General features: G+C 38.5%; 16 protein-coding genes and 2 tRNA genes. 9 read left to right on the forward strand and 9 right to left on the reverse strand.

Features of this window, described 5'->3' with window-relative positions; all coding sequences use genetic code 11:
- Positions 1–9: 9 nt before the first annotated feature.
- A tRNA-Tyr gene (locus GQR52_RS09035) sits at positions 10–94 on the reverse strand.
- A gap of 49 nt (positions 95–143) precedes the next feature.
- A tRNA-Tyr gene (locus tag GQR52_RS09040) sits at positions 144–228 on the reverse strand.
- A gap of 112 nt (positions 229–340) precedes the next feature.
- Here GQR52_RS09040 and GQR52_RS09045 point away from each other — a divergent pair.
- The 3 genes from GQR52_RS09045 to GQR52_RS09055 all read left to right on the forward strand — a co-directional run bounded on the left by GQR52_RS09045 (position 341) and on the right by GQR52_RS09055 (position 2,460).
- Positions 341–868, forward strand: coding sequence for a VC2046/SO_2500 family protein (locus tag GQR52_RS09045; RefSeq protein ID WP_165728208.1), 528 nt, complete (start codon positions 341–343; stop codon positions 866–868).
- A gap of 179 nt (positions 869–1,047) precedes the next feature.
- Positions 1,048–1,350 carry a DUF6172 family protein gene (locus GQR52_RS09050; RefSeq protein ID WP_002961433.1) on the forward strand — a complete coding sequence of 101 codons (303 nt, stop codon included), beginning with the start codon at positions 1,048–1,050 and terminating at the stop codon, positions 1,348–1,350.
- Between the two features lie 192 nt (positions 1,351–1,542).
- On the forward strand, positions 1,543–2,460 hold the full coding sequence (locus GQR52_RS09055; RefSeq protein ID WP_165728209.1) for a diguanylate cyclase: 918 nt from the start codon (positions 1,543–1,545) through the stop codon (positions 2,458–2,460).
- A gap of 74 nt (positions 2,461–2,534) precedes the next feature.
- Here GQR52_RS09055 and GQR52_RS09060 read toward each other — a convergent pair whose 3' ends face one another.
- The 3 genes from GQR52_RS09060 to GQR52_RS09070 all read right to left on the reverse strand — a co-directional run bounded on the left by GQR52_RS09060 (position 2,535) and on the right by GQR52_RS09070 (position 4,249).
- Positions 2,535–3,014, reverse strand: a complete 480-nt coding sequence (locus GQR52_RS09060; protein WP_010555087.1) for a YchJ family protein — start codon at positions 3,012–3,014, stop codon at positions 2,535–2,537.
- 38 nt (positions 3,015–3,052) lie between these two features.
- Positions 3,053–3,487 (reverse strand): SulA-like leucine-rich domain-containing protein, encoded by a 435-nt coding sequence (locus GQR52_RS09065; RefSeq protein WP_007583705.1) that lies wholly within the window; start codon positions 3,485–3,487, stop codon positions 3,053–3,055.
- A gap of 297 nt (positions 3,488–3,784) precedes the next feature.
- The gene (locus GQR52_RS09070; protein ID WP_007583707.1) at positions 3,785–4,249 is read right to left on the reverse strand and encodes an SEL1-like repeat protein; all 465 of its coding nucleotides are present in this window, start codon (positions 4,247–4,249) and stop codon (positions 3,785–3,787) included.
- Between the two features lie 118 nt (positions 4,250–4,367).
- On the opposite strand from GQR52_RS09070, the gene GQR52_RS09075 reads away from it, so the two are divergent.
- On the forward strand, positions 4,368–5,660 hold the full coding sequence (locus GQR52_RS09075; RefSeq protein WP_010555089.1) for an NCS2 family permease: 1,293 nt from the start codon (positions 4,368–4,370) through the stop codon (positions 5,658–5,660).
- A 74-nt stretch (positions 5,661–5,734) separates the two neighbouring features.
- Here GQR52_RS09075 and GQR52_RS09080 read toward each other — a convergent pair whose 3' ends face one another.
- Positions 5,735–6,493: a hypothetical protein gene (locus tag GQR52_RS09080; protein WP_007583833.1), complete on the reverse strand. Its 759-nt coding sequence runs from the start codon at positions 6,491–6,493 to the stop codon at positions 5,735–5,737.
- 324 nt (positions 6,494–6,817) lie between these two features.
- Between GQR52_RS09080 and cysB the strand changes: the two genes are divergently transcribed.
- Positions 6,818–7,795, forward strand: a complete 978-nt coding sequence (gene cysB, locus GQR52_RS09085) for an HTH-type transcriptional regulator CysB (protein ID WP_002961670.1) — start codon at positions 6,818–6,820, stop codon at positions 7,793–7,795.
- A gap of 77 nt (positions 7,796–7,872) precedes the next feature.
- Here cysB and GQR52_RS09090 read toward each other — a convergent pair whose 3' ends face one another.
- From GQR52_RS09090 to pabB, 3 genes are all read right to left on the reverse strand, one after another.
- Complete coding sequence (locus GQR52_RS09090) at positions 7,873–9,249, reverse strand: L-serine ammonia-lyase (protein WP_010555091.1); 1,377 nt, start codon at positions 9,247–9,249, stop codon at positions 7,873–7,875.
- Positions 9,250–9,350: 101 nt separating this feature from the next.
- Complete coding sequence (locus tag GQR52_RS09095; RefSeq protein WP_165728210.1) at positions 9,351–9,926, reverse strand: CoA pyrophosphatase; 576 nt, start codon at positions 9,924–9,926, stop codon at positions 9,351–9,353.
- Between the two features lie 6 nt (positions 9,927–9,932).
- The gene (gene pabB, locus GQR52_RS09100; protein WP_165728211.1) at positions 9,933–11,291 is read right to left on the reverse strand and encodes an aminodeoxychorismate synthase component I; all 1,359 of its coding nucleotides are present in this window, start codon (positions 11,289–11,291) and stop codon (positions 9,933–9,935) included.
- A gap of 155 nt (positions 11,292–11,446) precedes the next feature.
- On the opposite strand from pabB, the gene GQR52_RS09105 reads away from it, so the two are divergent.
- The 4 genes from GQR52_RS09105 (at position 11,447) to GQR52_RS09120 (ending at position 16,216) form a co-directional block, all read left to right on the forward strand.
- A complete protein-coding gene (locus GQR52_RS09105) occupies positions 11,447–12,973 on the forward strand; it encodes a fumarate hydratase (protein ID WP_007583843.1) in 1,527 nt (508 codons plus the stop codon).
- Positions 12,974–13,399: 426 nt separating this feature from the next.
- Positions 13,400–14,440: a Glu/Leu/Phe/Val dehydrogenase gene (locus GQR52_RS09110; protein ID WP_165728212.1), complete on the forward strand. Its 1,041-nt coding sequence runs from the start codon at positions 13,400–13,402 to the stop codon at positions 14,438–14,440.
- 136 nt (positions 14,441–14,576) lie between these two features.
- Positions 14,577–15,215 carry a CatA-like O-acetyltransferase gene (locus tag GQR52_RS09115; protein WP_165728271.1) on the forward strand — a complete coding sequence of 213 codons (639 nt, stop codon included), beginning with the start codon at positions 14,577–14,579 and terminating at the stop codon, positions 15,213–15,215.
- A gap of 176 nt (positions 15,216–15,391) precedes the next feature.
- A complete protein-coding gene (locus GQR52_RS09120) occupies positions 15,392–16,216 on the forward strand; it encodes a M90 family metallopeptidase (protein WP_002961680.1) in 825 nt (274 codons plus the stop codon).
- The last annotated feature ends 87 nt before the right edge of the window (positions 16,217–16,303 follow it).

Genomic DNA, 16,303 nt, shown 5'->3' on the forward strand with positions numbered 1-16,303 from the left:
GTAGAGAAGTGGTGGAGGGAGCTGGATTCGAACCAGCGAAGGCTGAGCCGTCAGATTTACAGTCTGATCCCTTTGGCCGCTCGGGAACCCCTCCACACTAATTTTATTGCATTTGGCCCCACTTAACTTAGCGGTAAGAAAAGTGGTGGAGGGAGCTGGATTCGAACCAGCGAAGGCTGAGCCGTCAGATTTACAGTCTGATCCCTTTGGCCGCTCGGGAACCCCTCCAATGCAACGGCGCTGATAATAGCAAATTGCGTATTTAAGTAAAGAAAAAAGCTAAAGAAAATTGAAATAAAGCCGATAAATATCTATCAGTTACCACAATCGGCTAAAGACTATGCAAATAGATGATTTGTTAATCACAGAGAGTCAGTTAAACAGTAGACTCAATAATAGTGTGCATGAAAATCGCCGTGGCGAATTTGCACTATTATTAGCGATGCTGTCACATGACGCACTCGACTTTAGTCAATTTCACTTACCAAAAACTGAAATAGATAATTTAGTTATAGAAGAAGAGGCGTTAAGAAAGCAATTTGGCGCAGGTCCAAAGCAACTTTTAGCCCCTGATGAATATAATATGTTGGTTGGACAATTTAATGCATCATTAATATCTCAAGAAGGAGAGCACTGTGGTATGACAAGTATTAAGTTAAGACAATGCTTAAGCCCTGAACCACTTGCGATTAGAAATGATGATAAGCATATTCCACTTAATATAATAGATAACTGTGAGCTTGCCGTCAGAAGAAGAATTAAAAGCGAACAAACCCAACTAGCTAATCCCCCTATAGATGCAGCTGCTTTTTACGACAGCCTTAATAATGATGCATTACATCAACCACTTCAGCTCATTGCGGTGTGATATATGATTGTAATAATCACCAGTTAATATATGCTTTATAACGGGTCTGCTTTATATATTTGCTAATAATTGATTTAATGAAAAAAAAGCATCCAAAAATTAAATGCAATTGCTATAATGGCGTCAAATGGTATGACATGAAATGCCATTATCATTAAACCAAGGTAATTAGGAACGTAATGAAGAAAACATTCACGCTAAATCACGAGAAAATCAAATACCCTCGTATGGTTGATGCTGCAAAGCACGAAGTGAAAAAATATTTGAAAAGAGAGCGTAATAAAACGCTACCTGAAGATGCTGACTATTGGGCATTTGACTGTAAGTTTGGTAACACAGCTGAAGATGCGCAAGTTGTGCACGTTGCTGAATTAAGTAACCAAATTGGCGAAATTGAAAAGCAAGGTTTGACCTCTTTCTATGTAGAGATTTTAGCTCGACCTGCTCAACGTCAACAGTTAGATTTAGATGATGACGAATAACACTTAATTTAATTAAGTGTTCGAAGTTTTAAAATGAGCCCAAGTGGCTCATTTTTTGTTTTTATGCATTAAAGATTCACCATAAATCATTTTTATTAGTAACCAATAAGTAGAATTTTACTTTATTAACATTTGCATAGCAAAATGTAGTGATATAGGGTGTGTTTAATAAAAAAACAAAACAGTTGTACCATGCCGATAAATTACTCTGACCACCAATTGAAATTAAGCTTAAAGAGCTCTAAGGTACTTGTCGTTGACGATCAGCTATTAAGCTTAATTGTATTAAAAAAAATATTATCAGAGCATTTTAGTGTAACAACAACGAGCTGTGGTGAGGATGCGATTGAAATTTGTAAACATAATCCGCCAGATATAATACTACTCGATATTAATATGGAAGGAATGAGTGGTATTGAAACATGTCTAAAATTAAAAAATATATCTGAAACACAAGATATCCCCGTTATTTTTGTAACCTCATCTGAAAATCAAGAAGAAGAGTGCTGGGAAGCCGGAGCTGTAGATTTTATAAAGAAACCAACTAACTCGGAAACTTTATATAGAAGAGTGCGCGCCCATATTACGATGAAACTTCAACATGACTTACTCAATCAAAAAGTATTTCTAGATGATTTAACAAAGGTATTCAATCGTCGTTATTTTGATGCGCATTTTTCTAAAATGGAACGAAGCGCCTTACGAGAAAAAGTCGACTATGCACTATTACTCATCGATATAGACTACTTTAAGCAATACAACGATCTTTATGGTCATGTGCAAGGCGATACGGTTTTAAACCTTGTTGCACAAACTATTACTAATAGTTTGCAAAGGCCAACCGATTTTGTTGCGCGTTACGGCGGCGAAGAGTTTGTAGTTGTTTTACCGCATACAAGCACTGAAGGTGCGATTTGTGTTGCTGATAAAATTAAACAAAATGTGGTCGATTTAGGAATATTACACAGATATTCAGAATATGACTTTGTGACTATTAGTATTGGCGGTGCAACCCTACAACCGTACGTAAATAACAAAAACACCTTGCAGATCGCAGATGAAAAAATGTATGAGTCCAAAATACAAGGTCGTAACCAAGTGTGTTTTTAAGTTTAGCTAGCTAATAAATCACTTTGCCACTTAAAAACACCTTGTAGGTGATAAATATTAAATAAGATTATTTATTACACGCTATGACATTTTTTGTACTTTTTATTGCTGCCACATGGGCAGTCATCATTTCTGCCCACTTTAATATCTTCAACAGGATATATAGTGCCATCTAAATAACGCCATTGAGTGTTTTCTTTAATAAACTGCGATTTTTCGTGGAGCTCACAAAATAAGTTTTGATAAAAATATTGGGCTTTAAATTCTACAGTACCGGTATCGCCATCATGGCTTGACCCAATTACATCAAGATTTATAAATCGACAGCTGTTAGCAAAATCATTGATTTCTTTAACCGGATTTTCAGCTTGTTTTTCTTTTGCGTAGGTTTGATAAACATATTCTGCATTTTTAATAACATAAGCACTGAATCGTGAGCGCATAAGTTGTTCAGGAGAATCAGCTTGCTTAACAGATAAGTGAAGCGGCTCGCAGCAATCAGCATAATTGTGCCCACTGCTGCAAAAACATAATGTGGTATTGAGTGAAGTCATAATAATAATACAAAGTCTAAAACATTAGTTTAACAAGCTTATTGGGCGAGTGATATCTCTGTTGTTTGAGACTTTTTAGTAAAACAGTATAGTTTTGTATTCGTTTTACTTAAATCGAACGATAAATTCGTAAGTAGTTGGTTATTAACTATATCGGTCCAGGTAATTACCGCTGCAAAGTTTCCGTTATGTAATGCAGAATTTAATACATACTCTAAATTTACTAGGTGCTTTTGTCTAATAACAAGTAATTTACTTGTATCAATAGAGCATGAGTCAAGTAAAGCTTTGCTAGGTACGTGATCTGGAGCAATTAGTAACGTCCATGCATTAGAGCTATTGTATTGGTGTAATACTTTTAAAAGCTCAAAGGTCGCTGAAATTTCATCTTCAATTTGAATCAAATTCACGCAATCGCTTTGCTCATCTTGTTGGTAACTTTTAACTGTTCTTACGGTAATAGGCTGTAACATAATTTCACTCACTGGGTTTTTATACAGTATTCATATACAGTAGTTTATACAGTGCTTTCGTGCAAGCCTTTTATGCTATTTATTTGTACAGTTATTCAGCTTTTGATCATTGTTTTTATTTCTTAATTTATAATTCTTTATTAATCAGGTTGTTATAGGGTTGTTTTTGAGAAGGTATTCTAAAAATAATTTTTTGCGTAGTGTCTTCATTTTGGGGTTTTATACTGTATAGGATTATCTTTATAACCATATACAGTATTTTTTAACACTGCATACAGTACTTCTGCCATAGCTAGCTTATGTGTTTTCACTCGTGCGAGGGATCATATGAGAAAACTGGAGTTGGTGGATTTGTTCGTACAAACTTGCCGCATAACATTGAGCATCTTTAAATCGCTTAGTTTCGATATGTTTGCGTATATCTGTAACCGCTGCAGTGGCAGGGGCGTACCCTTGGCTACTTGCTAAGCTTAACCAAGCTACAGCATGAAATACACTTTGTGGCACGCCTTCACCTTTCACAAAAAATAAACCTAAATAAAACTGTGCTCTATGGTTTCCCGCCATTGCAGCAAGTCGCATCCATTTTGCAGCCAATGGAGCTTGATTATTTTTTAAATAATATAGGGCTTTATTTAACGTACTTTGCTCATCTTTTTTATTATCAACGGGCACAGAGGTGTTTTCGGGTTGAGTAACAAAACCTAAAATATTATCTAGCTGTTGCTCTAAGTCTTGCTCACAAGGTGTTGTTTTAAGCATATTGGTTCATTTATTATTTTAACTACTTTAACAGTTTAGTATATAGCAAGGTAAAATGTCCTGTAAAAGATAATTTTTATGTTAAAATCTCGCCACTTTTTACTATCACAAGTTTATTATGTTCGAAGCCTTATTTAAACTGAGCGAAAATAATTCAACAGTTAAACGCGAATGCGTTGCTGGCCTAACTACCTTTATAACTATGGTATACATTGTATTTGTAAACCCGGCTATGCTTGCAGAGGCTGGGATGGATCAAGGGGCTGCATTTGTAGCGACATGTATAGCAGCTGCGATAGGCTGTTTTATAATGGGTTTATGGGCTAATTATCCATTAGCATTAGCGCCTGGTATGGGACTAAATGCCTTTTTTACGTATGGTGTCGTATTAGGAATGGGTTATACCTGGCAAGCCGCGTTAGGGGCTGTATTTATGTCGGGTTGTATATTTTTGTTTTTAAGCTTATTTAAAGTCAGAGAGTGGATTATTAATGCCATACCTCTGGTGCTCAAGCGAGCAATCGCAACGGGTATAGGTGCTTTTTTAGCATTAATTGCCCTTAAAAATGCAGGCATTATTGTCTCAAGCCCGGCAACATTAGTGCAGTTGGGCGACATTACTTCTCCAGGACCGTTACTGGCTATATTAAGCTTTTTTGTAATTGCAGCGCTTTTATACCGCGATTTTAAAAGTGGCGTGCTTATTAGTATTTTATTAGTGACTGGCATTGCTTTAAGTTTGGGGCTTGTTGAATATCACGGTGTTATGGCTATGCCACCATCAATAATGCCTACTTTTATGCAGCTAGATTTTGCAGCCGCTTTTGATATATCAATGATGAGTGTTATTTTTGCTTTCTTGTTTGTCGATCTTTTTGATACTTCGGGTACATTAGTTGCGGTAACTCAAAAAGCAGGTTTAGCTGATGAAAAAGGTAACATGCCTCGTTTAGGGCGCGCATTAAGTGCTGACAGCTCAGCAACAATTGCAGGTGCGATGCTAGGTACGTCTACGACTACATCGTATATAGAATCGGTTGCTGGTGTATCTGTTGGCGGACGTACTGGCTTAACAGCTGTAGTTGTAGGCATTTGCTTTTTACTAATGATGTTTTTTGCACCGCTTGCACAAATGGTACCGGCTTATGCTACGGCAGGCGCTATTTTATATGTAGCTGTTCTGATGCTGCAAAATTTAAAGTTTGTAAACTGGGATGATATGACCGATGCAATTCCTGTTACTGTGGTATTACTAATGACACCATTAACGTTTTCGATTGCGCACGGTATTGCACTTGGTTTTATATCTTATACGGCGGTTAAAGTCTTGTGCGGTAAGCAAGATCAAGTCAGTATTAGTGTTTGGATATTAACAGCCTTGTTTGTTTTCAAGTTTGCATTTTTGTCTTAATAGCTAACAAAAATACAAAAAAGCCTGCACAAATTTTAATTTGTGCAGGCTTTTTTAATGCTTTTATAAAAGCACTACCATTTCTTTTTAGGAGCAAACAGTATATCTAAGTCGTCTTGCTCTTCTTCTGTTTTCTTTTTAAGTGCGCTTGCATTAGAAGCTCTCAGTTCAACACTAATTGCCTCTAAGTAACCCTCAACTTCTAGCCGTTTTGTTGTTACGTATTCATCAGAGTAGGTGACTGCACTGAGTGTTGCCTGCGCTTTTTCAAAGTACTGTCTTGCAGAGCCAACCATACTTGCTGAACGGGCAGATAGGCCCCGTTTTATTTGGCTTTCAATATTAATACGCAGTTGTAGTTTTTCGAGACGTTTATCTTCTAAAACAAAAACTTGGCTATCAATACGACCTTTGCTGTGTTCAGAGCGTAAAATTGAGCGTAATTTTTTAATGCCTTGAATTAGGCCTACAAGTTGTTTGTCATTACTCGGTAGCGTTAAAGCTTCACTGCTATTATCTTGAACTGGATTAGATAAGTGCGTTTTTGCTTCACTTAAGCGGCTTTTAAGTGCTTTAGATGTTTGCGAGTTAGTAACCATTGTATTTAAGGCTTCGTAAATACGGCGCTGTAATGTACGAATTAGATTTTCAGAAAGGGGGATGTTAGCACTATTCATTAGTGCCTCTTCCGTTTCTTCTATTATAGCTTTCTGTTTTGTAAGCTCTTTACGGCGTTCTGCCTCTTGTTTTTCTTTGTGTTGTTGTACAGCACTTACCCAAAGTGCAATCACAATCAATGCAACTATAAGCACTATTATAATAGAAACGATCATGGTGTAATTCTCGGATATATAACCTAATTATTTAATCTTACATTAAATATACGTTAACAGGGTAGCTTTGCGCCGATTAACTTAAAAAATATACCAAAAAATTGATAGGTTGAGCTCTTTATAAACTGCAGTAAGCCTAAGGGCTTATAAACTAAAGCTGAATAATCATCGCTACCTGAAGCATATTTATTATGCTAGCCTTGAGCTCTAATCAGATAATTGCACACCTAAAGACCTAAAGTGCTATTTTACGTAAATAACACTTGGTTTTAAGCGGTATTGCCTTTATAAATAATATGAATAATAACGTTAAAATTTGCAGCCATGAAATTACAACAACTCAGATACATCGTAGAAGTACAAAATCATAAATTAAATGTTTCAGCGACTGCTGAGAGTTTATTTACCTCGCAGCCAGGAATTTCTAAACAAGTACGCATGTTAGAAGATGAGTTGGGTGTGCAAATTTTTGGTCGCAGTGGTAAGCATTTAACGCATGTAACCGGTGCCGGCGAAGATATTATTAATATTTCTCGTGAAATACTCTCTAAAGTAGAAGGTATTAAAGCCGTTGCTAATGAGCATACGCTACCTGATCAAGGTAAGTTAAATATTGCTACAACACATACCCAAGCGCGTTATGCTTTGCCTAACGTAATTCAAGGGTTTATGAAAAAATACCCTGCGGTATCGCTTCATATGCACCAAGGTACTCCACAGCAAATATCGGATGCTGCAGCACGCGGTGATGCCGATTTTGCTATTGCAACAGAAGCACTGCATTTGTATTCAGATTTAGTTATGCTGCCTTGCTACCATTGGAATCGCAGTATTGTTGTCGCTAAAGACCATCCGTTGGCTAAAAAGGCAAATAGTTTAACCGTTGCTGATATTGCTCAATATCCACTCATTACATATGTATTTGGTTTTACGGGCCGCTCAGAGTTGGATAAAGCGTTTAGCGCACACGGGCTTGAACCACACATTGTATTTACCGCAACCGATGCTGATGTTATAAAAACATACGTACGACTGGGTTTAGGAGTTGGTGTTGTTGCTTCAATGGCTATAGATCAAGTAAGCGATACCGATTTAGTGTGTATTGATGCAAGCCACTTATTTGAAGCTAGCACGACCAAAATTGGTTTTAGAAAGGGCAGTTTTTTACGTACTTATATGTATGATTTTATCGAACGTTTTGCACCGCATTTAACTAAAGAGCGCGTGGAGCGAGCAAGCTTATTACGTAACCAAGATGACGTAGATAAGTTATTTGCAGATATAGAGTTACCCGTTAAATAATGTCACTACATTAAACGAATAATAAAAAAGCCGCCTATTTTAAAAATAGGCGGCTTTTTCTTTTTATAGCGAGCTGATTAACATTCGATAATATTAACAGCCAATCCACCGCGAGCGGTTTCTTTATATTTAGTTTTCATATCGTTACCAGTTTCAAGCATGGTTTTAATCACTTTATCAAGCGATACCTTTTGCTCGCCACTGCCACGTATAGCTAAACGTGAAGCGTTAATTGCTTTAATAGCGCCCATTGCATTACGTTCAATACACGGCACTTGTACTAAGCCACCAACGGGGTCGCACGTTAGGCCTAAATTATGTTCCATACCAATTTCTGCTGCGTTTTCTACTTGCACAACATTGCCACCAACAATTTCTGTTAATGCGCCTGCAGCCATAGAGCACGCAACGCCGACTTCACCTTGGCAACCTACTTCGGCACCCGATATAGAGGCATTCTTTTTATATAAAATACCAATAGCAGCAGCGGTTAATAAATAACGCGTGGCTATATCGCGGTCTACTTCTTTCACAAATGTGTGATAGTACATAAGCACAGCCGGTAAAATACCCGCAGCACCATTAGTTGGTGCAGTAACTACACGGCCACCTGCCGCATTTTCTTCGTTTACGGCAAGGGCAAATAAATCAACCCAGTCCATTGCACGAAGCGGGTCGTTACTGACCTCTATATTTAGTTTTAAGTATAAGCTGGGCGCACGGCGCTTTACTTTTAAGCCGCCAGGTAAAATACCTTCGGTGCGCATACCACGGTCAATACAAGCCATCATTACTTTCCAAATATGGAACAATGTGTCTTTTACTTCGTCTTCAGTGCGCAGTGTTTTTTCGTTTTTCATCATCAAGGTAGAAACACTAAACCCAGACTCTTTACACATCTCTAGTAGCTCTTTTGCGCTGCCAAATGGGAAGGGGGCCGGGTTTTCTTCTCTAATATCGAGGGCTGCCTGTTTTTCGTTTTCAAACTCTTCGTCGGTGACAATAAAGCCACCGCCAATAGAGTAATATACTTTGCTGTAAACTTTTTCACCGTTGTTTGAGGCGATAATTTCCATTGCATTAGAATGCTTAGGCAGCGTTTTACGACGATGAAAAACAATTGCACCTTGCTTTGGAAACTTGGCTTTGTGTGTTTTGTTTAAATAAATAACTTGGTCTTTTTCAATGGTTGCTAAAATATCATCGACTAAATCGGCATCTATTGTTTCAGGATCGTAACCGGCTAAACCAAGTATTACAGCTTTACCTGAGCCATGGCCAACACCTGTTTGACCTAGTGAGCCGTAAAGCTCTACTTTAATATCGGTAACATTTGCTAATAATTGTTGTTCTTGTAGGTCATTAACAAATAAGCGTGATGCGCGCATTGGGCCAACGGTGTGTGATGACGAAGGGCCAATACCAATGCTAAACATATCAAATGCACTGATCATAATGTGTGTCTCTACTTTGTTTTATCAGCACGAAGCTGCTCTTTGAACGGTCGAGCATGATAACGTGGAATTGTGATTGTGTAACTACTAATAACGAAGATTTAAACTGGTAAGGCGAGTTGTTTTGTAAAGTTTTTTATAATGCTTGCCGTCGCACCCCAAAGTAAACCATGTGGCGTTTTAAAACCTTGCAAAATAACCGTTTTCCCAAATCGTTGAAAAGGTAAGGGTTGCCAGTTAGCTTCGTTATTTAGCTCTGTGATTGACAGTAAAAAGCTTGCTTGTACTTCATTATAGTCATTTTCCCAGGTGGTATCTTTACTAAGTAACCCTACATACGGACTAATACTAAAGCCCGTTAAGGTTGAATACTCAGGTAAGTGACCTAATACATTAACGTTGCTTTGGGCAATATTTAGCTCTTCTTTTAGTTCGCGAAGTGCTGTGGTGCGAAGGGTAATGTCGCTTACTTCAAACTTGCCTCCGGGCAAACAAATCTCCCCAGGGTGATGGTGTAAATAAGTAGGGCGTTTACACAGTAAAATATGTGCATGGTTATCTATATCAATAATTGGCAGCATAACCGCGCTAGCGCGTTTTTTACGTGTGTCTTTTAACTGATTTGGCGCAGCTGTAGGGCTTAACAGAAACCGCGCCATAATGTGTTCACTATTCAAAACGACCTACTGTTTTAATAAAGGGAGGATTTTATTTACTTTATCGTAAGTTTCTTGATATTCCAATTCGACTTTAGAATCAGCGACTATTCCGCCACCTGCCCAGCAGTAAATTTGCGCTTTGTGGCACACCAAGGTGCGAATAGTAATACTCGTATCCATATTTCCACATGCACTTAAATAACCAATCGAACCACAATAAATGCTGCGGCGATGTGGTTCTAGTTCTTCAATTATTTCCATCGCTCTAATTTTGGGCGCACCGGTGATTGAGCCACCCGGAAAAGCCGCTTTTAGCTGATCGACCGCTGTTTTACCTTCATCAAGTTCTGAGGTTACCGTGCTTACTAAATGATGCACTGCCGGAAAGCTTTCAATAGCAAAAAGGGAAGGGACGTGAACGCTGCCTGGTTTTGCTACTTTGCCTAAGTCGTTACGTAGTAAATCAACAATCATTACATTTTCAGCGCGATCTTTAGCTGATGCTGCGAGTATTTTCGCTTGGCGTTGATCCTCTAGTGCATCTGCTTTTCGCGGCAGTGTGCCTTTAATTGGCTTGGTTTCTACAACGTTATTGTTTACAGATATAAAGCGCTCAGGAGAAATTGATAAAATAGCCCCTTGAGGGTGATTTATAAAGCTTGAAAACGGCGCTTTATTTGCCTCACGCAGTTTAATATAAGCTGCCCAAGGGGAGCCTTCAAACTGAGCGTTAAAGCGCTGCGCTAAATTAATTTGGTAACAATCGCCACTTTTTAAATACTCCTCAATTTGGGCAAACTTTGCAGCGTATTCCGTTTCGCTCATATTTGATTGCCAGTCGCTGTTTAGGGCAAAGGACTGCGTATTAACTTGGGAGTTAGGGTGTGTATTTAAGTATTGCTCATAAAGCGCTAATCGATCGGTGTTTGGCTGCGATACATAAAACCAGCTTTGTTGCTGCTTGTCGTAAATAAGGGCATCTAAGTAAAGGCCAATAGCCATTTGGGGAAGATTAATGTCTTCAATAGCACGAGTGGGGATGTTTTCAATTGTACGGCCTAGGTCGTAGCCAAAGTAGCCAAGCCAGCCGCCGTTAAAGGGTAAATCGTAATCGGCTTTTGTTTTATCAAGATGCGAAAGCTCATTATTCATAATTTCAAAGCAGTTATCACTACTTTCTATATTATTTAAAAAGCTTTTATTATTTTTTACTTCAAGGGTACTTTGCGGCTCAATGGCAATAATATCAAAACGGCTGTTTATATGATTACTATTTGCAGAATCTAATAGAATTGCATAAGGCAAATGTGAAAAATGCGCAAAAACGTCAATGCAGTTTTGTGTTATGCCTAATTTAATACAATTTTTTTTATTGTTTAGCATTTACTGCCCCTTTAAGAACTGGCTCGAAACGGGCTGGGAGGGTATCATAAGTCAAATTTTTTGGCAGCACTAAGCTGTAAAAAACAGTGCAAACCACCGTCACCGGTTTGATTTAGATTACGCGACAACGCGTAACGGTAACTTAAGGAACCACTATGAGTACAATTTGTCAGCAAGACTTTATTGATAGCATTGAAGATGCATTGCAATATATTTCGTTCTATCACCCACTTGATTTTGTTCAAGCTCTCGAAAAAGCTTACAACAAAGAACAAAGTAAAGCGGCTAAAGACGCCATTGCACAAATTTTAATTAACTCACGCATGTCGGCTGAAGGCAAGCGTCCACTTTGCCAAGATACCGGTATTATTACCTGTTTTGTTAAAGTAGGTATGGATGTTAAGTGGGATAAAACAGATTTAACCGTTCAACAAATGGTTGATGAAGGTACTCGTCGTGCATATTTGAATCCAGATAACCCTTTACGTGCATCTATTGTTGCAGACCCTGCTGGCACGCGTAAAAATACTAAAGATAACACGCCTTCGGTTGTGCATATTGATTTAGTAGCGGGTGGAAAAGTAGAAGTAATGGTTGCAGCTAAAGGCGGCGGCTCTGAAAACAAAAGTAAAATGGTTATGCTAAACCCGTCTGATGACGTTGCTGAATGGGTAGAAAAAACATTACCAACAATGGGTGCTGGTTGGTGTCCGCCAGGCATGCTAGGTATAGGTATTGGTGGTACGGCTGAAAAAGCGGCAGTGATGGCTAAAGAGTCGTTAATGGACCCGGTTGATATCCATGAACTAATGGAGCGCGGCGCAGAAACGACTGAAGAAAAACTACGTTTAGAAATTTTTGACCGTGCTAATAAGTTAGGCATTGGCGCACAAGGCTTAGGCGGTTTAACAACGGTTGTTGATGTTAAAATTAAAACGGCTCCAACGCATGCTGCTTCAAAACCTGTAGTAATGATCCCAAATTGCGCGGCAACTCGCCATGTACATTTTACGCTTGACGGTTCTGGCCCTGCGAATTTAAAAGCGCCTAAACTAGAAGATTGGCCACAAGTAACATTTGAAGTGGGCGAAGGCACTCGCCGTGTTGACTTAAATACACTGACTAAAAAAGATGTTCAAGAATGGAAAATGGGCGAAACCGTTTTACTTTCAGGCACTATTTTAACAGGTCGTGATGCAGCGCATAAACGTCTGCAAGATATGATCAATTCAGGTGAAGGTTTACCAAAAGGCGTAGACTTTGATAATAAATTTATTTATTACGTTGGACCAGTAGACGCGGTACGCGATGAAGCAGTTGGTCCTGCAGGCCCTACAACAGCTACTCGCATGGATAAATTTACCGATATGATGCTAGAAAAAACAGGCATTGTAGGCATGATTGGTAAAGCTGAACGTGGACCTGCGACTGTTGAGTCTATTAAAGAGCATAAATCTGTTTATTTGATGGCTGTAGGCGGCGCAGCTTACTTAGTATCTAAAGCGATTAAAAAAGCACGCGTAGTTGCTTTTGAAGATTTAGGTATGGAAGCTATTTATGAATTTGAAGTAGAAGATATGCCAGTGACCGTTGCAGTAGACAGTGAGGGCGCCAATGCGCATACACAAGGCCCTGCAATCTGGAAAGCTAAAATAGAAGAGCTTGATAGCAAGCTAAAATAACCTAAGTTGTGTTGTTAAAAGCGAGCCTGGTGCTCGCTTTTTTGTTTTTTAGATATAGCTATGATCAGGTTTGCACATCTGACCAGTTGTTCTAAATCATCATTTTTTACTGTAAACCTATAGAATATAGCGCTTAGCGGGCAGTTAGTACTTGTATATTAAACTTTACATATAGCAATGCCATTACGTTCACGTAAACGTAAGTTAGTGTGGTTTTTATATTTGCAGTTTTTAAAACTGCCTAATGATGATTTTATGGGTTTTTTATCTGTATAAAGGTTTTAATTTGATTATTTAATCTAAGAGTCATGTTTTCATCGGTTTTATCATCTGTGAGTGTAGCGAACTCTAATATGAAGTGATAAAGTCTCGTCAATTTCCAGCGCGCATACCCTCTCACGGGTTAACTATTTCGGAGTATTTTAAGTGGCTGTGTTTAATCGAGTTGAATTTGATAACCATGAACAAGTAGTTTTTTGTTCTGATGAAGAGTCGGGTTTAAAAGCAATTATTGCTGTACATAATACCAATCTAGGTCCTGCTGTTGGCGGATGTAGAATGTGGGATTATGCGAACGACGAAGATGCCGTTTACGACGTGCTACGTTTATCAAAAGGCATGACGTATAAAAATGCAGTAGCGCGCCTACCATTTGGTGGCGGTAAATCTGTTATTATTGGTAATGCAAAAGAAATTAAATCTGAGCAATTATTCCGTGCATTTGGTCGTCAATTAGAGCGATTAAATGGCAGCTATTACTCAGCAGAAGATGTAAATATCACATGTGCTGATGTCGCTATTATGAATAAAGAAACTAATTACGTACTGGGCCTTGAAGGTAAAAGTGGTAACCCATCGCCATTTACAGCATACGGTACGTTTTTAGGAATTAAAGCAGCGCTACAGCATCAACGTGGTCATCAAGATTTTGCAGGTGTGAAAGTGGCCGTTCAAGGTTTAGGTGCTGTTGCTTATGGTTTATGTAAACATTTACATGATGCGGGTGCTGAACTGTTTGTAACTGATATTAACCAAGCAGCAATTGACCGTGTAGTTAATGATTTTGGCGCCACTGCAGTTGGTATTGATGAAATTTACGACTTAAGCGTTGATGTTTATGCACCATGTGCATTAGGTGCAACGGTTAACGACTTAACGATACCGCGTTTAAAGGCGACTATTATTGCAGGCTGTGCTAATAATCAGCTGGCAGAGTCTCGTCACGGTGAAGTTATTCGTGAAAAAGGTATTTTATATGCACCAGATTACGTAATTAACGCCGGTGGTATTATTAATGTTTATTACGAAACAGCGCCAGAAGGTTACAGTGCAGCAGCGTCTAATAAACATGTTGAAGGTATTTTTAATACGTTAACTGAAATTTTTGCCCGTAGCGAAAAAGAGCAAAAATCAACGCATTTAATTGCCGACGAATTAGCGCAAGAGATCATTAAAAACGGTCTGTAATCTAAGTTTGAATTTATATAAAGGTGTGCAATTGCACACCTTTTGTTTATCTGTAAGTTAATGCAATTATTACTGAACAGCGGTACACTTTATTTTTAATTTTGTGCGGCAAATTATGACTCCCTCAACTTCTCTCATGCAGCCTATCGATTTAGATAATTGGCCTAGAAAGCAACACTTTGAATTATTTAAACACTTTTCTCAGCCTTACTTTAATGTGTGTGTGCGTTTAGATGCTCAAGCACTTTACGACTATTGCAAAACCAATCAATTTTCTTTTTTTCAAGCGTATGTATATTGCACCTTAAAAGCGTGCCATGAGTACGATTCAATAATGCTACGTATAATAGATAATCAACCATGGTTACTTAATAGTGTTCGCGCAAGTGTGGTTGAGTTGTCTGAAAACGATACGTTTGTTTTTAGTTATTTTAACAGCACAGGCGAGTTTAAAGAGTTTGCAAATCATGCAAGTGGCGTAAGCAAAAAAGCGAAATTACAGCCGTTATTTTCTGATGCATTTGCTCAAACAGAAGGGCAGGCTGATTTAATTCATATATCTGTTTTGCCGTGGCTGAATTTTAGTGCGTTTTCGCATGCATTTAGTGAAGGGCAGAGTTTAGGCATTCCTAAATTTGTATTTGGTCAGTTTGATAAACACACAGGCACAATGCCTTTAGCTATCGATGTACACCATTCATTAATGGATGGTTTGCACGTAGCGAAATTTATAAGCACATTGCAGGGTACATTTGATACCTTTTGCAAAGGTTAACTTTAAACACATCAGTAACGGCAGTGCAAAGCAGTAAACAATTTATAAGTAATCTATAAGTAATCTATAAGCAATGCGATGTGAATTACTTTATATTCAAATACATAACCTTGTATGCTTGAAAAACACGTGTGCTGGACATATTTATATACCATACCTTAGCTCAGGAAATCCCCATGATAAATGGACTGTTAATTGTTGTTTTAATTCTTTTTGTGGTGATTTTCTGGCGTTGGCCATCAATTCAAAACCGATTATGGCGCAGTAAATATAAAGACTTTGCTTTAAATTCGCAGCAAAAAGATATTTTACTGCGTTGCATGCCCATCTATAAAAAAATGACCGACGCCGACAGAGAAAAATTAGAGCGACATATTACGTGGTTTTTAAACGAAAAACGCTTTGTCGGTTGTGATGGCTTAAGGCTAACGTCTGCAATGAAGTTAATTGTTGCCGCCGATGCGTGTGTATTAGTACTTAATAAACCGTGGCCGTTATATAGAAATGTAAAAGAAATTTTATTATATCCAAGTGCTTATTATGCTCCGCAATCAACTCGCGATAGTGCAGGACTTGTGAGTTACCATAATACGGTAAGACTAGGCGAGTCATGGCCTGGCGGCACACTCGTTTTAAGCTGGCATGATGTACTTGAGGGTAATCGTTTACCAAGCGATGGACATAACTTGGTATTTCATGAGTTTGCGCATCAACTCGATCAAGAAACAGGTAAAACAACGGGTACGCCCATTTTAAAAAGCTCAGCAGATTACAAAGAGTGGGGCAGGGTATTTAGCCGCGCCTTCACCCAGTTAAAAAGCCATGTTGCCTATAGCATGCCGCATGTTATTCACAGCTATGGTGCGACTAACGAAGCTGAGTTTTTTGCTGTACTCACCGAAACCTTCCTCGAAAAACCCGCAGAGCTTCGCCGATACGATCCTGAAATTTACAGTATGCTAGTTAATTACTATCAATTTGACCCTATTGTTTGGCATTAAACCTACATAAACCGCGCTTTATCATATAACGCTGGCAAGTTGCGTTTGTTTTTGTTGCAATCATGTGAAATAGTTTTTACTGCAACA

Origin of the sequence: Pseudoalteromonas sp. 31A1, from assembly GCF_011378815.1 — a bacterium.
GTDB lineage: Bacteria > Pseudomonadota > Gammaproteobacteria > Enterobacterales > Alteromonadaceae > Pseudoalteromonas > Pseudoalteromonas arctica.

Excerpts from the sequence above, each read along its gene's own strand:
- GQR52_RS09045 (WP_165728208.1), top strand. The coding sequence starts at position 341 with ATGCAAATAGATGATTTGTTAATCACAGAGAGTCAGTTAAACAGTAGA.
- GQR52_RS09050 (WP_002961433.1), top strand. The coding sequence starts at position 1,048 with ATGAAGAAAACATTCACGCTAAATCACGAGAAAATCAAATACCCTCGT.
- GQR52_RS09055 (WP_165728209.1), top strand. The coding sequence starts at position 1,543 with ATGCCGATAAATTACTCTGACCACCAATTGAAATTAAGCTTAAAGAGC.
- GQR52_RS09060 (WP_010555087.1), bottom strand. The coding sequence starts at position 3,014 with ATGACTTCACTCAATACCACATTATGTTTTTGCAGCAGTGGGCACAAT.
- GQR52_RS09065 (WP_007583705.1), bottom strand. The coding sequence starts at position 3,487 with ATGTTACAGCCTATTACCGTAAGAACAGTTAAAAGTTACCAACAAGAT.
- GQR52_RS09070 (WP_007583707.1), bottom strand. The coding sequence starts at position 4,249 with ATGCTTAAAACAACACCTTGTGAGCAAGACTTAGAGCAACAGCTAGAT.
- GQR52_RS09075 (WP_010555089.1), top strand. The coding sequence starts at position 4,368 with ATGTTCGAAGCCTTATTTAAACTGAGCGAAAATAATTCAACAGTTAAA.
- GQR52_RS09080 (WP_007583833.1), bottom strand. The coding sequence starts at position 6,493 with ATGATCGTTTCTATTATAATAGTGCTTATAGTTGCATTGATTGTGATT.
- cysB (WP_002961670.1), top strand. The coding sequence starts at position 6,818 with ATGAAATTACAACAACTCAGATACATCGTAGAAGTACAAAATCATAAA.
- GQR52_RS09090 (WP_010555091.1), bottom strand. The coding sequence starts at position 9,249 with ATGATCAGTGCATTTGATATGTTTAGCATTGGTATTGGCCCTTCGTCA.
- pabB (WP_165728211.1), bottom strand. The coding sequence starts at position 11,291 with ATGCTAAACAATAAAAAAAATTGTATTAAATTAGGCATAACACAAAAC.
- GQR52_RS09105 (WP_007583843.1), top strand. The coding sequence starts at position 11,447 with ATGAGTACAATTTGTCAGCAAGACTTTATTGATAGCATTGAAGATGCA.
- GQR52_RS09115 (WP_165728271.1), top strand. The coding sequence starts at position 14,577 with ATGCAGCCTATCGATTTAGATAATTGGCCTAGAAAGCAACACTTTGAA.
- GQR52_RS09120 (WP_002961680.1), top strand. The coding sequence starts at position 15,392 with ATGATAAATGGACTGTTAATTGTTGTTTTAATTCTTTTTGTGGTGATT.